9 protein-coding genes are annotated in these 16,333 nt (G+C 39.7%); 2 read left to right on the top strand and 7 right to left on the bottom strand.

The features are described from left to right. Position 1: 1 nt before the first annotated feature. The 3 genes from mfd to CWD77_RS04560 form a co-directional block, all read right to left on the bottom strand. Complete coding sequence (mfd, locus tag CWD77_RS04570; protein ID WP_101072033.1) at positions 2 to 3,349, bottom strand: transcription-repair coupling factor; 3,348 nt, start codon at positions 3,347 to 3,349, stop codon at positions 2 to 4. 61 nt (positions 3,350 to 3,410) lie between these two features. Next, positions 3,411 to 4,409, bottom strand: a complete 999-nt coding sequence (locus tag CWD77_RS04565; protein ID WP_101072032.1) for a vWA domain-containing protein — start codon at positions 4,407 to 4,409, stop codon at positions 3,411 to 3,413. Next, positions 4,406 to 5,386 carry a hypothetical protein gene (locus tag CWD77_RS04560; RefSeq protein WP_101072031.1) on the bottom strand — a complete coding sequence of 327 codons (981 nt, stop codon included), beginning with the start codon at positions 5,384 to 5,386 and terminating at the stop codon, positions 4,406 to 4,408. Before CWD77_RS04560 ends, CWD77_RS04565 begins: the two co-directional genes overlap by 4 nt. Positions 5,387 to 5,691: 305 nt before the next feature. Between CWD77_RS04560 and CWD77_RS04555 the strand changes: the two genes are divergently transcribed. Beyond that, positions 5,692 to 6,831, top strand: coding sequence for a M23 family metallopeptidase (locus CWD77_RS04555; RefSeq protein WP_165779073.1), 1,140 nt, complete (start codon positions 5,692 to 5,694; stop codon positions 6,829 to 6,831). 7 nt (positions 6,832 to 6,838) lie between these two features. On the opposite strand, the gene CWD77_RS04550 is transcribed toward CWD77_RS04555, so the two are convergent. After that, a complete protein-coding gene (locus tag CWD77_RS04550) occupies positions 6,839 to 7,714 on the bottom strand; it encodes a DUF58 domain-containing protein (RefSeq protein ID WP_101072029.1) in 876 nt (291 codons plus the stop codon). A gap of 175 nt (positions 7,715 to 7,889) precedes the next feature. After that, the gene (locus CWD77_RS04545; RefSeq protein WP_101072028.1) at positions 7,890 to 10,544 is read right to left on the bottom strand and encodes a serine/threonine-protein kinase; all 2,655 of its coding nucleotides are present in this window, start codon (positions 10,542 to 10,544) and stop codon (positions 7,890 to 7,892) included. 328 nt (positions 10,545 to 10,872) lie between these two features. On the opposite strand from CWD77_RS04545, the gene CWD77_RS04540 reads away from it, so the two are divergent. After that, the gene (locus CWD77_RS04540) at positions 10,873 to 13,260 is read left to right on the top strand and encodes a T9SS type A sorting domain-containing protein (protein ID WP_101072027.1); all 2,388 of its coding nucleotides are present in this window, start codon (positions 10,873 to 10,875) and stop codon (positions 13,258 to 13,260) included. A 230-nt stretch (positions 13,261 to 13,490) separates the two neighbouring features. On the opposite strand, the gene nuoH is transcribed toward CWD77_RS04540, so the two are convergent. Together nuoH and CWD77_RS04530 are read right to left on the bottom strand one after the other, a co-directional pair. Continuing rightward, positions 13,491 to 14,492 carry an NADH-quinone oxidoreductase subunit NuoH gene (nuoH, locus tag CWD77_RS04535; RefSeq protein ID WP_101072026.1) on the bottom strand — a complete coding sequence of 334 codons (1,002 nt, stop codon included), beginning with the start codon at positions 14,490 to 14,492 and terminating at the stop codon, positions 13,491 to 13,493. A 22-nt stretch (positions 14,493 to 14,514) separates the two neighbouring features. Further along, positions 14,515 to 16,242 (bottom strand): NADH-quinone oxidoreductase subunit G, encoded by a 1,728-nt coding sequence (locus CWD77_RS04530; protein ID WP_101072025.1) that lies wholly within the window; start codon positions 16,240 to 16,242, stop codon positions 14,515 to 14,517. Positions 16,243 to 16,333 lie beyond the last annotated feature (91 nt).

Here is a 16,333-nt window from a genome sequence, read left to right as displayed (position 1 = left end):
GTCACGCCTCAATCTTTTGTTTATCTACAGTGAATTCCGGCAGCGAATTCAAATACTCAATGGCTTGCTCTTCATCTTTGATATTCTGAATGACAAGTGTAACAGTATCATTCTTTTGAACCACTTTATATGGGTGCGACTGATTACTTTGAATGTTGCCAAGCAGCTTCTGGAAGAAGCCGGACCCATAAAACTGTTCTCCCAGTTTGCTATCATTTTTAGGTCCCATCAGCCACATTCTGTCAGCCCGAATGGTAACTTTCTTCAACAGCATTTTAGACGCAATCAATTTTATTTTGGCAGCTTCAACCAGGTTATTTCCGGTCTTATTCATCTTACCAAACCGGTCTATAACTTCTTCCTGCCAGTCTTCAATTTGTTCAATACTTGAAGCTTCAGACAATTTCCGATATAGGTTCAGGCGCTCTACATTATCTTTTACGTAAGACTTATCGAGGTATGCAGAGAGATCAAACTCAACTTGAGTTTCAGGATAATCGATAGAGACTTCTTCATTTTTAAACATCGATTTATACTCTGTCTCTTTCAGCTCTTTTACCGCATCATCCAGAATTTTTGAATAGAGCTCAAATCCCACATCGGAGATGAATCCACTCTGTTCAGCTCCCAGAATGTCGCCTGCGCCGCGAATATCCAAATCGCGCATGGCAATGTTAAATCCGGAACCGAGATCGGAGAACTCTTCCAGCGCGGTTAGACGCTTCCGGGCATCGGGTGACAGCTTCTGAATGGGCGGGGTGATCAAATAACAGAATGCCTTACGATTCGATCGGCCCACACGCCCTCTCAACTGGTGAAGTTCAGATAAACCAAATTGATTCGCATTGTTGATAATAATGGTGTTTGCATTGGCAATATCGATTCCGTTCTCAACAATATTTGTTGAGATCAATACATCAAACCGATGTTCGTAAAAGTCTTTTATAATTTTTTCCAAACGTGACGGCTTCATTTGACCATGGGCAAAACGAACACGAATATCAGGAACTAAGTCGTGGATCATACCGGCAACTTGTTCAATGTTTTTTACCCGATTGTGAATGATAAACACTTGTCCGCCCCGAGACGTCTCTTCAATAATTGCATCGCGTATTAATTCTTCACTGAAGCTGTGAATTTCCGTGTATACGGGTTGCCTGTTTGGGGGAGGAGTGTTGATAATACTCAAATCTCTTGCACCCATCAGCGAAAACTGCAGCGTTCTGGGGATTGGAGTAGCTGTCAGGGTCATCACGTCTACAGTAGCTCGAAACTCTTTTAACTTCTCTTTTACCGATACACCGAATCTCTGTTCTTCATCGATCACGAGAAGTCCCAGATTCTTAAATTTCACATCTTTTGAAACAATCCGATGAGTACCGATCAGTATGTCTACTTTACCGGCTTCCAATTTTTTAATGATCTCTTTCTGTTCCTTCGCCGTTCTGAACCGGGAAAGGGACTCAATCTCTATCGGAAACTCCTTCATTCGGTCTGCAAAAGTTTTGTAGTGCTGATCGGCTAAAATGGTTGTGGGAACCAAAACAGCAACCTGCTTTTGATCCATCACGGATTTAAAGGCGGCCCGAACTGCAATTTCTGTCTTGCCAAATCCAACGTCTCCGCAGATCAGCCGATCCATCGGTTGTTCAGACTCCATATCAGCTTTTACAGAATGTATTGCTTCAAGCTGGTCCGGCGTCTCTTCATATTCAAAACGAGCTTCCATCTCTGTTTGCCAGGAGTTATCCGGATTGAAAGCAAACGCTTTCTGTGCCTTTCGTTTAGCATAGAGCTCAATAAGGTCGCGGGCTATATCTTTGACCTTTTTCTTTGTGGTCGCTTTTTTTCGAGCCCATTCACCCGAACCCAGCTTTGTAACCCGGGGTTGTTTCCCCTCTTTGCCCGAATACTTCTGTATTTTATGAAGACTGGAAACGTTAACGTAAAGAGTTGAGTCGTCTTTATAACGCAGTACAGCCGCTTCCTGGGTTGTATTTCGAACTTCAATTTTTTTGAATCCGGCAAACTTCCCAATACCGTAATCAACGTGTACAACAAAATCACCGATGTTCAGATCCTTCAACTCTTTGAAGGAAATCCCGCCCCGAACACGTTTCCGTTTTATTTTTGGACGATGGTAGCGATTAAATATCTGATGATCTGTTAAAACAGCTTTCTTTTCAGAATTAAGTATAAACCCTTCGTGAATGGTTTGAGTAGACACGTGATACAAAAAATTGTCCGATGGCTCACCCAAAAGTTCTTCAAAACGTTCTTTTTGGTTTTCGTGATCTGCCAGAATATACGTTTGAACTCCCCGAGACGATTGCTCCGTAATAAATTCACGCAGCAGTTTGAAATTACCGCTGAAAGAGGGGTGAGGGGAGGCGTCCAATTCTACCGTTAAATTATGTTGTACGCTCTTATTAAAATTCCCGATTAAGAGCATTCCGCGTTTTGAAATATCAGTGTTCCATTCATCAGGAGTCACAAAATTCAATTCGGGAGCAGAATATTTATCTTCATCCAGTTCAGAATAGATCTTCTCAGCTTTCTCAAAATAGTCGGATACTTCACCGGATAGTACATCCAGATCTTCTACAACTATAGAGGAATTTTCCGGTAAATAGGAGAGCAGGCTCTCCTTTGTGTCCATTCCATTTCCACCGGCATTGGGTACCAAACGGGTCTCATTCAAAAATGCGATAGATCGCTGGGAGTTGGGATCAAACTCTCGAATGGTTTCAATTTCGTCTCCAAAAAATTCTATTCGAACCGGGTATTCTCCTGAAAAGGGATATACGTCAAAAATGCCTCCTCTAATGGCAAATTCACCCGGAGCATCAACAAAACGTGTAGAAGTGTAACCCTGATCTACCAATTGTTGTGAGAGATCATCAGGACTAATTTCGTTTCCTTTTACAAGTTTGATGGACGATTCATGAAAAACATCAGCCGGAACAAGTTTTTCCACTAAAGCATCGATTGATGCCACAATGATGCCCTTTTCTCCGGAACTGATTTTTTCGAGTACTTCAGACCGCTGCACCAGAACAGACATATCAACTACTTTTTCGGAGTCGTACGGTTTTCTTCTGGTTGGCGGGAATAAGTATGCGTTTATTTCTGAGATCTGTTCAATGTCGGCTGCAATGGCTGCTGAACGTTCAAAATCTTTTGTGATATATAAAAGTGTCCCTGTTTCAGGTTGAATCTCTGTGATTGAAAACAGGGGAGAAGAGCCGATAAAATTTTTGAAAAGAACACGTTTCCGGTCGCTCAATTTATCAATAACCTCTTTTACCGGTATTGAGGAAAGAACTGCTGAGCGAATTTGATTAATCATATTAGTTTATGATGCTGTCTAAAGCGATTGTGTGTTTATTAAAAAGCCTGAAAGAATGTAATCAGGGTTGAAATAACGGTGATCTGGTAACAAAGCGTTCGTTTACGAAAGCCAATATGACCAGGAAAATTCCGCCAAGCAGATAGAAAAAATATTGGTCTTCGTAATCAACATAAATGACCTCTTCTATTTCGGATTGCTCAAGCTGATCAATTTCCTCATAGATCTCTTCATACTCTTGAGTATCAGTTGCCCTCCAATACTTGCCACCGGTTTGTGTAGAAATTTGTGTTAGCATCTCTTCATCAATATTGACCTGGACGTTTTGGTACCTGCGTCCAAAAATCGGATCGTCCACAGGGTAGGGGGCTGTTCCCCTGGAGCCAATTCCTATGGAATAGATACGAATATCATACGATGCGGCGATATCTCCGGCTGTTATCGGATCAATTTCGCCGGCATTATTCATTCCATCCGTAAGTAAAATAATGACTTTTGATTCAGCTTCACTTTCCCTTAAACGATTTATGGCGGTGGCAATTCCCATTCCGATGGCTGTTCCATCTCTTACCATACCCAGATCAACCGTTTCGAGCATGTTTTTCACTAAATTATAATCGAGTGTTGGAGGTACAACGGTAAAACTTTCCCTGGCAAAAACGTTTATGCCAATCCGATCAGAAATTCGCTTATCAATAAATGATGCAGCCAGTTCTTTTGAAGCAATTAATCGGTTGGGTTTAATGTCTTCGGCCATCATTGAGGATGAAATATCGAGGCTGATGACAATATCAATCCCTTCTGCATATTGTTCAACGGTCGTGTTTTGGAGCTGAGGTCTTGCCAACGCAGTTATAAAAAGTGTGAACGCTGCAATCTGTAACAGAGGAGTGACCCAGGTTAACCAGGTTTTATAGCCGGCAGAAACTCCTTTTAATTTATCCAATGAGGAAAAAGTAAGTGTGGCTTCTCTTTTCTTAAAGGTCATCCAGAATCGATAACCTATAAAAAGAGGAATTAACAGTAAGAGCCAGAAATATTCAGGATTTGCCCAACTCATTTCTGCTGATTTTCTACTTGTTCAAATTTCTCATTCTCTCTCTTTTCATGATGATTACGCATCTGATTTATTCTATCGATATCATTTTTTGAAGCAATTCTGTAAAATTCCTGAGCTTTATCGAGGGTTGAGTTTGCTTGTTCTACAGTGGGTTCGAAGTGTGCAAATTTTACCATATCAGCACTGTTTAAAACTTTTCTGGTGATAGCAATAACATCAACAGAAACAAATTCCTTCTTAAGAGATGCTGCAATTTCTGATGTTGTCATTTCCAACGCCGGTATACCGTGAACACGTTTCAGATATCTTCTGATCGCGTCACCAAGCTTCACATAGTAACTTTCGAATTCTTTGAAGCTATTCAGGTTTTCCGTTGACGGCAGTTGATCTAATTCGATTTTCAGTTGCTCCAGCGGGTTCTCAAAGGGAACAGGTTGATATGAGGGTTTTTCTGCCACCGGTTTGGCCTGCTGTTTTTGCCACAATCTATAGGCTAAGTATCCAAGTATTAAAAGTAGGATAAATCCAATTAACCACGGGAGTATAGATCGGGCAAAATCAAATATTGGTTTTAAAGATCTGAACTCTTCGTCTTCCTCAGCAAGTAAGGTTTTAAAAAACAGGGGCACCTGATTGGTAAACAGAGTTGTGTCACTTTCCGCTACTGAGAGAACAATCGATTTTCGGGATATTGTAAGATCTTCCGTTCCAAAGTATTGAAATCGATAAACAAGGCTGTCCCTGCTTACACCTACCTGGTATCGATTTCTATCAAGCAGTTCTAAGTCTTCTTCAAAATCATCTTGATCCGGATAGGATAAAAGTTCATCTCCGCCATTGACCACAACTGTATATTCAAAAATATCCCCCACCTGTAAAGAATCTGTATCAACAAAAGTGGATACCTGTTGGGCAGTTGCAGATTGTAAGGAGATCAGTAAAATGACCAGGATGTAATAGCGAACGTTTGAGTACACAGAAAACAGAACTTGAGGTCTAATTGAGTTTACAGTCTGCTAAGATAAGAAAAGGCAAAACGAATACAGAACTACATTATTTGATTCAAATTGAAAATTATGAATAGAGATCAGATTATTTTAATTTAGTTATGCTTTTAGGACTAACCATTCAAAATTAAAATTATTCGATGTCCCGGACTATACTAGCTGGATTCGTGTGTCTTCTTGCGCTTATTTTTCTTGCAATTTTAGAGAGACCTGAAAAAGTAGAAGATTTAAAAGAAGATATAATTACTACTCAAAATTTCTACGAAATCCCTCCAATGCCTGCTAAAGACCATTATGGTTTTGTTACTGAGGGAAACGAATTGGAAGTTGAAGAGGGTGTTGTAAGAAGAAATGAAAGTCTATACATCATTTTACGAAGACACGATGTAGATCCTCAAATGATTTACAATATTCAACAGAGTGCATCCGGCAGCGTTAATTTAAGAAGAATGATGCCCGGGCAATCGTACCGAATTTACAAGGACGATGATGGTGCATTTGCAATGGTGTGGCACCAGTCTAAAGTAAATTATGCTACGATTAATTGGAAAGATGATATTACTGTAGAAACGGGGAATATTCCGATTACCGTTAAAGAAGCAGAAGTTGCCGGTGTGATTACAAGTTCACTATACGAAACTGTGACCGGTGCGGGTGTCTCGCAAAGATTGGGTGTGGAATTAGCAGATGTTTTTGGCTGGGAAGTTGATTTCTTTGCCTTAAGAAATGGAGATCATTTCAAAGTTATCTACGAAAACCTCTACGTTAACGACGAATATTTAGGAATTGGTGATATAAAAGCCGCAGAGTTTCAGCATCGCGGCAATATCCACAAGGCATACTATTTTGATAATGAATCCCGAAGAGGGTTTTTTGACGAAAATGGAAATAGTATGCAGAAAGAGCTTTTGAAAGCTCCCTTCAACTACAGCCAAAGAATTAGCTCCGGCTTTTCAAATAGCAGGTTCCACCCAATTTTGAATGAGAGAAGGCCTCATCACGGAACAGACTATGCCGCACCAACCGGTACACCTATCATCTCTGTGGGTGAAGGCACAGTTACTGAAGCACAATATCGCGGCGGGAATGGTAATATTGTACAGATCAGGCATAACAACAGCTATAAATCGGCATATCTGCATATGAATCGATTTGCATCGGGAATCAGACCGGGTGTCAAGGTTGAGCAGGGACAGGTTATCGGCTATGTGGGGCAAACGGGTTTAGCTACGGGGCCTCATTTATGCTACAGACTTTACGTAAACGATCGTCCTGTGAATTCCGTAACAGTAGATTTACCGGCTGCCGAATCTCTTGAAGAGGAGTATCATCATGAATACGAACAGGTAGTTCAGCATTTTGATGATCGGTTAGCTAATATTGAGCTAGTCGAAGAAATTGCGTCTAACCGCTAATCGTAAATCAGTATCGGTTAATCCGTTTTCTGAAAAAATTAGTTAATGGCCTGATGTATGATTCGTTTGTGTAAACATCTACATAGTCCATTTTGTTTTTCACAAAATATTCATTCAGAGACTTTTTACTTTGCCACATCTTCTTTTTGTACTCAGATCGTACCTTTTTATCTGATGTATCTATTAATATTTGATCACCTGATTCAGCATCCAGCAGTGGAATGACACCTGCGTCTGGCAATTCCTCTTCAAGGCGATCCCTGATAATCAGATTCACTAAATCGTGTTTTCTTGAAGTGATTTTTTGTTGTTTTTCAAAATTTTCATCTTCAAAATCGGAAGCAAGTACAATGATCGATTTACGGTTCAGCAGCCGATTTACATAGGAGAGAGCATCGGCAATATCTGTACGGTTTCCGGTGGGCTTAGTCGTATACATTTCACGAATAAGTCGTAAAACGTGTTTTTTCCCTTTCTTGGGCGGTATTACTTTTTCAACTTTATCACTGAATAGAAGCAGCCCCACTTTATCACTGTTTTTAATCGCACTAAACGCCATTACTGCACATATTTCAATGGCCAGTTCCATTTTCGTTTGAGAATGGCTCCCGAAAAATCCGCTCGGTGATATGTCTACACAAAGCATGAGGGTTTGTTCTCGTTCTTCTTCAAACACCTTGATGTAAGGTTCATCATTGCGTGCAGTTACATTCCAGTCAATCTGCCGGATGTCATCGCCGTAGGTGTAGGTTCGTACCTCTGTAAACTCCATTCCCTGTCCCTTGAATGCAGACTGATATTCTCCGCCAAAGATGTTATTAACCAATCCTTTGGTACGGATTTCCAATTTTCGAATCTTTTTTAAAACGTCTTTAGAGATCATTTCGGTTGAATGATGGAATGAATCGTCAAATCTGATAACGAATCAGAAAATAGAAATTAAAACGGACGTAACCAACGTGATGAGCAGTAAGAAAACCAATCTGAATATAGATTGGTAATCATTTATTCAATCACTAAATGAATTGTAAGCAATAGAGATGAATAAATAATCTTAACTAATTTGCAGAGGCAAGTTGGTTGAGTCTTTGTATATCATTTAACACAATTTTTCTTCTGGCAGACTCTGATCTTTCAATACTTTTCAGGGCGCTCAGCGATTTGTTGAGATGGTCACTGGCTATTTCAAATTGCCCTTGATTTAATTTCAACATTCCATATTGGTGATTCGCAATTGCGCGCTCCAGTGAAATTTCAGGGTGTATTTGAATCACTTGCTCATATCCCTCAACAATCAGTTTGTTGGCTTTTTGCAGATCTTTGGATAGGAGGTAGCTGAATCCGAGATTCATTTTTGTACGAGCTGAAAATGAGTGTTCTTTACCCAAAAGCTTTTCAAAAACTGGCAAAGCTTTTTGAAAGTAACTATTCGCAGTTTCGAACTCGTCTGTCATTAGGTAAAGCTCACCAAAGGAGAAATATGTAATCGCAGAAGCTATACTTTCCGTACCGAATCGAGCTTCTTTCAATCGAAGCACTCTTTCGAATGTAGACATGGACAGATCAAATTTTCCCTGGTCGCGCTGCATCAATGCTAAATTATTGAGAGTGAGAAGTGTTTTGGGATGATCCGACCCAAGAATTCTATTTCTTAAAAAGAAAGCATCTTCAAAAAGCTTTTCCGCTTGATCAAACACCCCAATGTTCATTAGTAGTGCGCCTAAACTGTTTTTGCTCTCTGCAATGTCCGGATGTGTTTCTCCAAAGACTTCAATTCTTTTGTCTAAAACCTCTCGAATAATTTTTTCTGCTTCCTCATACTTTCCTCTATTAAACCGTGTAACACCAACTCCATTCAAAGCGGCCAATGTTTTGGGATGAAGCTCACCATGTTGTGATTTGAGGAGATCGTAGTTTTTTCGAAATGCATCTTCTGCTTCAGAGTATTTCCCCTGTCTTCTAAGTACATATGCATGTTCACTAATGGCGTTTGTGTATTGGTTCATGTAGGAACCGGAGTGGTTGCTAAGAATATTGAGAGAGTATTCATACAACGATTCTGCTCTGGAGTAGTTTCCGAAAGCGCTATTTACAGACGCTTGGTCGGCAATGGCTAATGCTGTTTCAGGATGGTCGATTCCATACAGCCGGTTGTAAATTTGCACACTATTGTTGATCAATTCTTCAGCTTTTGGAAGATTTCCCATTTTTAAATAAACCTTTCCGATCACCCTGAACATTTGGGACTGTAGATCAGGTTGTTCAACTAACTTTTCGGCTCTGGATAATCCCTTTTCGAGTAACTCCTGAGCCGTTACTGTTTCACCGAGCGATTGATCAGGATCGTTAGCTTCAAACAGATCGAAGAGGAGGGAAGATACTTCGGCAGTTTTTAAAGCTTCATCCTGAGCAATGTTACGCTCTTCCGTTACTCGATTGGTATGGTAAAAGCCAAATGTTAATGAGAGCAGTACAAGTGCTGCGGTTGCCGAAGCCAGCTTGTAGTTTCTATGGATAAACTTTTTAGCCCGATACATAAAATTATTCTGATATACAGAAACAGGCAGCTTTACCAGATATTTTGTTAAATCGTCTACGAGATTATCAATGGTTTGATATCTATCAGTCGATTTTTTCTCAAGTGCTTTTAAAATTATTGCATCCAGATCTCCACGAAGTGAATTAAATAATTTTGAGATGGTTGTAGATCGGTTTTCTGAGATGATCTGTTGATCATGAACAGATATTTGATTGAACCGATCAGACGGTTTTGGCGGAAGCATTTGGACGATATTTTGTCTGCTTCGAGTCGTGAGTTTGGAGTAATTAGAGAAGTCAAAAGGAGTAATTCCGGAAAGTAATTTGTAGAGGAGAATTCCCAGAGAATAGGTATCTGTAGAGGTCGTGACTGTTTCCCCGGATATTTGTTCGGGAGCTGCGTAGGCAGGTGTGACGGCTTCCCTGGAAAGATCTGTCCGATTCTCCTTAGTTTCGAATTGATTTTCAATCAATTTGGCAACTCCAAAATCCAATATTTTTATGTGACCATTCGCATCGATAAAAATATTGTCAGGTTTTAAATCTCTATGAATAACCAAATTGTTGTGTGCGTACTGTACAGCTTTGCAAACGCCCGTAAATAACTTAATTCTCTGCTTTACGGTTAGCTTGTTGTCATCACAATAGGTGTCGATTGGCTTACCGTCAATAAACTCCATCACCAGATAGGGGAGTCCAAAATCTGTCACTCCACCGTCAATAAGTTTTGCAATATTTGGGTGATTTAAACCGGCTAATATTTCTCTTTCCTTTTCGAAACGACAAATGTTTTCAGGAGTTTCCATTCCGTGCCGTATTAACTTCAAGGCAACAGTTTGGTTATATAAACCATCGTTTCTCTCAGCTAAGAATACAGTGCCCATTCCACCGTGACTGATGAGGTCAACGATTTTATATTTATCGATTTCCGTACCGATCAGTTTGGCAGAATTTCTACTTTTTTCATTCAAAGCATTCTTATAGGCAAACTGCTTAGTATTGGCTGCGCTGTCGAAGAGATCAGATGATTGCTGAATAGACTTCAGGAAATCTCTGACATCATTTTCCAGTTGGCTATCTCCTTTACATCTGTCTTTAATGAAAGCGTTCTGATCTTCAACAGAGAGTAATAGAGCTTCATCAACAATTTGTTCTACTAATGACCAGTCAGACATATTTATCCAATTTATCGTACACCCCGGGGTAATAAAAAACACCTACTTATTTGATCCGAAAAAGTGTAATAATTTCAAGTTTTCTGCAAATGATTTTCTAAGATATAACACCTAAGGTCATAAGGAACGAGAACGGCAAAATCCTTACAGTTTTTATAAAAAAATAATCTTGATTGGAAATATTGAACCTTAAATCAAATATTTATAAATAATTAAAGTACAATTCTTCAATCATAGATGATGCCAAAAAAGGGGGAGAGCAGAATCTATTATTTCAAAATCAAATGAAGAATTTCTAACTACCAAAAACAAAAACAAGGGGGTAGATATGAAGCAGCTAACTACATTTATAAAAGGAATATTTCTGTTACTGATTATTCCAATAAACCTTTACTCACAAACAGTAACGTTAAACAGTGACCTGTCAAGTGAAGTATTATTACCTGAGGATGAGTTAGTACTAACCATCTCTGTTAATGATGCCGCAGATGTCTTTTTCTTTTCAGTTGAAGTTGAGTTCGATGAGAATGTTCTGGAATTTCAAAGTATAGAGAATGTTGGATTAACTTCCGGGGGACTAAAAATTGCAGAACTTTTGGATAGTGGTTTACTGGGATCTTCAGTTTCCAGAACGTCTCCATTATCAACAATTTCAGCCGGCGACATAATGCAATTGACATTTAGCGTTAAGACGAAAACAACGGTTGGCAATCATACATTTTCATTTAACAACCAAAATTTAACAGATTCTTCGGATCAAATAATTACAACTGACCCATTAGATGATATTACATTTGAAGTTGAAGAAGCGATTACTGATCTCGCTCTAACAACCCCGTCACTCATTGAATTAACTGAGGGAGATACATACCTGGCCACTTCAGAAGTTTATGCAAATGGTGTTTCTCAAGATATTTCAAATAGCGACAGATTAAATGTGTGGGTTGGTGTGAATGAGGTGGATTCTGACCCTTCTGATTGGGACGAAAGTGTCTGGGAACAGATGACCATAATTGAAGAGGATGAAGGATATTTTCTATATGAAGCGGAGATTGCTTACCAAAGGCCTTTAGGCAGTTACTATGTTGCAGTTCGAAGTGAATTAGATACACAGCCGGGATATAAATATGGTGGTGTGGGCGGCTTTTGGAACAGCTTGGATTATCCATCCGCAGAAATGATAATTTCAGAACAAGCACCATTCAGATACACTTTAGTTGAATACAACTTTGACGAAGAAATTATGAATCCATCATTTTCACTTCCCCAGAATGACGGTATTCCATTAGAAATCGTCGGGGCCTCTTTAAGCGGATTTATATCAGGTGCTTCTGGACAAGCAGCAAATTCAAATGGCTGGGACAATTATGATGAAACTTTACCCAAATATTGGGAGATTTCAATTTCTACAGAAAATTTTGAAAATATTCTTTTGTCTTCAAAGCAGTCTGGTTCAGGTACCGGGCCAAGAGACTTTCAGCTACAAGTCAGTGTTGACGGTGTAGATTGGGTTGATGTTGCAGGAGGAGAAATAATTGTCGGTGAAAATTGGACTTCAGGTGTTTTGGATCAACTTCAATTACCCTCTATTGCTAATAATCAGGAACAGTTGTTTATCAGGTGGTTAAATACATCTGAATTTAGGATTGACGAAGAAGCTTCTGATCCGGAAACGTCTTCCGGTGGTACATGTAGAATTGATGATATCATTATATCCGGTGTAAATCCGGATGCGGAGCGGGTTGAAGTATGGCCGGGAGATACCGATAATGACGGTTTTGTTAATGAATCTGATGTTCTTCCTTTAACTGCATATTGGAGATCAGTTGGCCCGGAACCTCCCTATCAATTTAGAAACTGGGATGCCAGGGGTGTGGAAGCATGGATTCCTGTAGAAGCTACTTATGCGGATGCAAATGGCGATGGTATTGTGAATCAAAATGATCTATTGCCTATTGGTTTAAATTTTGGTGAAAGCAGAACCGGAACTAAACAACCGGATGGTATTGCATTGTCTACAGTTACAGCAAAGAATATGAAAGCGGGTGAGGAGATGGATCTTTATATAATGTCAGATGATGAAATCTTATTAACCGGTTTTTCATTTAGGTTTAGTATTAATGGCATAGCCGAATCTGACTGGCAAGTTCAACAGTTAAGTGTTGGAGATTGGGGGAAAGAGTGGGAAAGCGACAATAGATTGATCGATTTCAATGCTAAAAGTGATTTTGGTTTATCTGCAGCTGTCGCACATCGAGGTTTTACTCAGCCAAAAAAGGGAGATAATCTCATCAAAATCACCTTACGTGCCGTTCAGGACTGGGTCTCATCACCTGAAATTGTGCTGGAACGAGCCTCCATAGTTGCAGGCAGAGACGTACATACCACAGATGATGTCTATTTAAGCTTTGATGAAACAGGATCCATTGTGGAGCCCGGACCAACCACTCCGGAGCGGACGGAACTTCTGCCAAATTTTCCAAACCCTTTTAACCCGTCTACGACAATTCAATATAAACTGTCGAATGACAGTAATGTTAAAATTGATGTATATAACTCATTAGGGAGAAGGGTAGCAACGATATTGGATCAAAATCAGCAAGCGGGTGAATATGATGTTACATTTAATGCTGACAATTTCTCAAGTGGAATTTATTTTTACAGGTTACAAACATCAGATTATGTAAGAACCCGATCAATGGTATTGATTAAATAACACTGAGTACTTATTGCAATATCTATACAACCGTGGGGTATCTAATATGTTAGGTGCCCCATTTTTTATTTATATCGAAAATAGTGGATAAGTTAACAGATGGATTCATTTATAAGTGAAAAATAGACATTTGTTATCATCTCACTCAGCTCTGAAATCTGCAAATAAAAAAAGCCCCAATTGTAAAATACAAATGGGGCTTTATAAGGATATTAAAAGTTGGCTTCTATTTATCCAACGATAAAAAACAGTATCGCTGCAATTACAAAAAAGTTTATGATACTAAGTGGCAGAAGTCTGGACCAACCCAGTTTCATTACCTGATTATATTTAAACCTTGGGATTGTCCATCGTACCCAGATAAAGAAGAAGACAAAGAATGCTGTTTTTGCAGTAAATACCGAAACGTCAAGGATTCCCTTAACCAATGGCGATAATTCAGGCAGCCAGTAACCGGCAAAGGGGAGGTGATAACTTCCAAAGAAGAAAGTGGTCATGAGCATAGAGTTTATGACAACATGCATATACTCTGCCAAAAAGAACATTCCAAACTTCATAGAACTGTACTCTGTATGGAAACCTCCTACGAGTTCTTGTTCAGCTTCTACTAAATCGAAAGGAGTTCGGTTACTTTCTGCAAAAGCTGCAATAATAAATATGATAGCGCCTAAAGGATTTAGAAACGCAAACCACCAGTTTTCCTGGGCTGCTGCAATATCAACAACACTTAGTGAGCCAACAAAAAGCACAACAGAGGCAACAGCCATGCCTAACGGTAACTCGTAGCTGATCATTTGAGCAGCTGCTCTCAAGCCTCCAAGAAGGGAGTATTTACTGTTTGATGCCCATCCTGCCAGAGTAACTCCGTAAACGCCAAGAGATGCTACAGCCAATAAATATAGAACGCCGGCATTAATATCCGTGGCATAAAGACCTTCACCGAAAGGGATGACAGCAACCGTTAAAAGAGCTGTAACCACCGGAATCATAGGAGCTACAGTATGTAACACTTTGTTGCCTTTATCAGGCGTGACATCCTCTTTAAGAATCAGTTTTAAAACATCAGCAATAGGTTGGAGTAGTCCCAGTGGACCTACACGATTTGGACCTACCCTGTATTGTATAAATGCAGCAACTCTTCGTTCTGCATATACAGCAATTGCTGCCGAGTTAAGGAGCATGAATAGACCCACTCCTAAAACTATGTAAGATGTCAATGTGACTTCAGCCATCCCCTAAATATTTTTATTACGATTATACGGTTTGTTGTTCTTTCTGAACCAGAATTCCGGACTCTTCATCCATCCTTGCATAGTTTACACCATCAAATGGAGCGAGATTAGAAGAAATTTCTTCCATTATTTCTCTTCCGGATGAATAACTGAAATCATCTAAGCCCATTTCTTCGGATAGTTTATTTGCTACAATCCAGAGGGGCAGACAATCCACTTTATTTTCTTCAGTAACCCAGTTATCGAAATTTGTTCCATATCGGTCCAAACGACCTTCATTCATTTCGAAATCAAGTCTGCGGTTTGTGTATTTAGTCTCTTTAGCCGGAAAAGATCTTTGAATACGTCCATCAATGTTTACGTAACTTGCAGCATGTTCTGCGATACATGTAATTGGAATGACCAGATCAGCCAGTTTCGTTGTTTCAGTGTGGTTCGTAGCGAAACAAACAACAAATGGATTTGCTATCTGCTCTTTACTCAATACTCCACGGTCAATCAGATTGTCATTCAGAAGCAGAACAACTTTTGCCTTGGATACAGATTTACCCAATTCAGCACTATTTACCTCATTAAATCCTAACAGGCGGCATCCATTTGCATTTGGAGCCACATCATCTGTAAGTAAAAGATCATCTCCCTTACCTTCTTCAATATGAGAAGTGAATACAGGATTATTGTAACCCAGAAGGGATGAAAACTTTGATAAAATATAGTTCTCTTCCACGGAAGCGTGTGGACTCCCAATAAGGAGAATATCATCTTTGTTTACATTTTCGAGCTGTTCTGCAACGGTTGCAAATGCGTTATTCCAAGATGACTTAATCTGTTCGTTATCCAGCTTTTGATGTGGCCGGGATACTCTGTTTTCATTAAACAATCGATATGCTTCTCTGCCTTCGTCCGGCATCCAGTGATCATTAACGGCTTCATTATATCTTGGAGTTACTCTCAGAACCAGGTTATCTCGAGTCCACAGATCGATATTCGTTCCTTTTGCACCCGTGATGTCAATACTTGGAGTTTGGTTCATTTCCCATACTCGTGCTTTAAATCTGAAGTCTGCAGATGTTAAAGCTCCAACCGGGCAGATGTCGACGGTATTTAATGAATAGGCATCATCAAATTCCATTCCCGGCGCAGTTGTGGGATAATTTTTATCGCCGCGTGATGTAATAGTGAGCTGATGAGTTTTACTGATCTCATCGGTAAACCGAACACACCTTGTACAGTTGATACAGCGCTCAGCATCAAGAATAACGCGAGGTCCTAATTTAACTCTTTTAGGCTTGTGAACTTTTTTAACTTCAAACCGACTTCCTTCCGGACCATATTTGTATGTCTGAATCTGTAGCGGACATTCACCGGCCTGATCACAAATTGGGCAGTCCAGCGGATGATTAATCAAAATAAATTCGAGATTATCTTTTTGGGCTCTCTCAACAAGATCATCGGTTTCCTGAGTATGAACCACCATTCCATCAGAGATCATGGTGTTGCATGAAGTTTGCAGCTTAGGGAACCAACGAATTACACGATCACCATTTTCATCCAGTTCGTACTCTCCGGTTTCTCGATCTTTTACCGGTTGCCCGACTTTAACCAGACATTGCCGGCAGTTTGCAGGAGCCGATAATGAAGGGTGATAGCAGAAAAAAGGCACTTCCATCCCTTTATCTTGTATGAACTGAAGAAGTCTCTGATCTCCTTCATATTCGTATCGTTTCCCATCTATAAATACTTCAGGCATCTTTTTAGTCTTTATTTTAGAGTGGGTTTGTCTGTTAAATCGTAAGACAAACCATTCATTCAATTTCTGTTAAAAATTAAAGCAAATATCT

Origin of the sequence: Rhodohalobacter barkolensis (assembly GCF_002834295.1) — a bacterium.
Taxonomy (GTDB): Bacteria; Bacteroidota; Rhodothermia; order Balneolales; family Balneolaceae; genus Rhodohalobacter; species Rhodohalobacter barkolensis.
The sequence above is the reverse complement of the archived record's forward strand: the minus strand, read 5'-3'. Positions and strand labels throughout refer to the sequence as shown.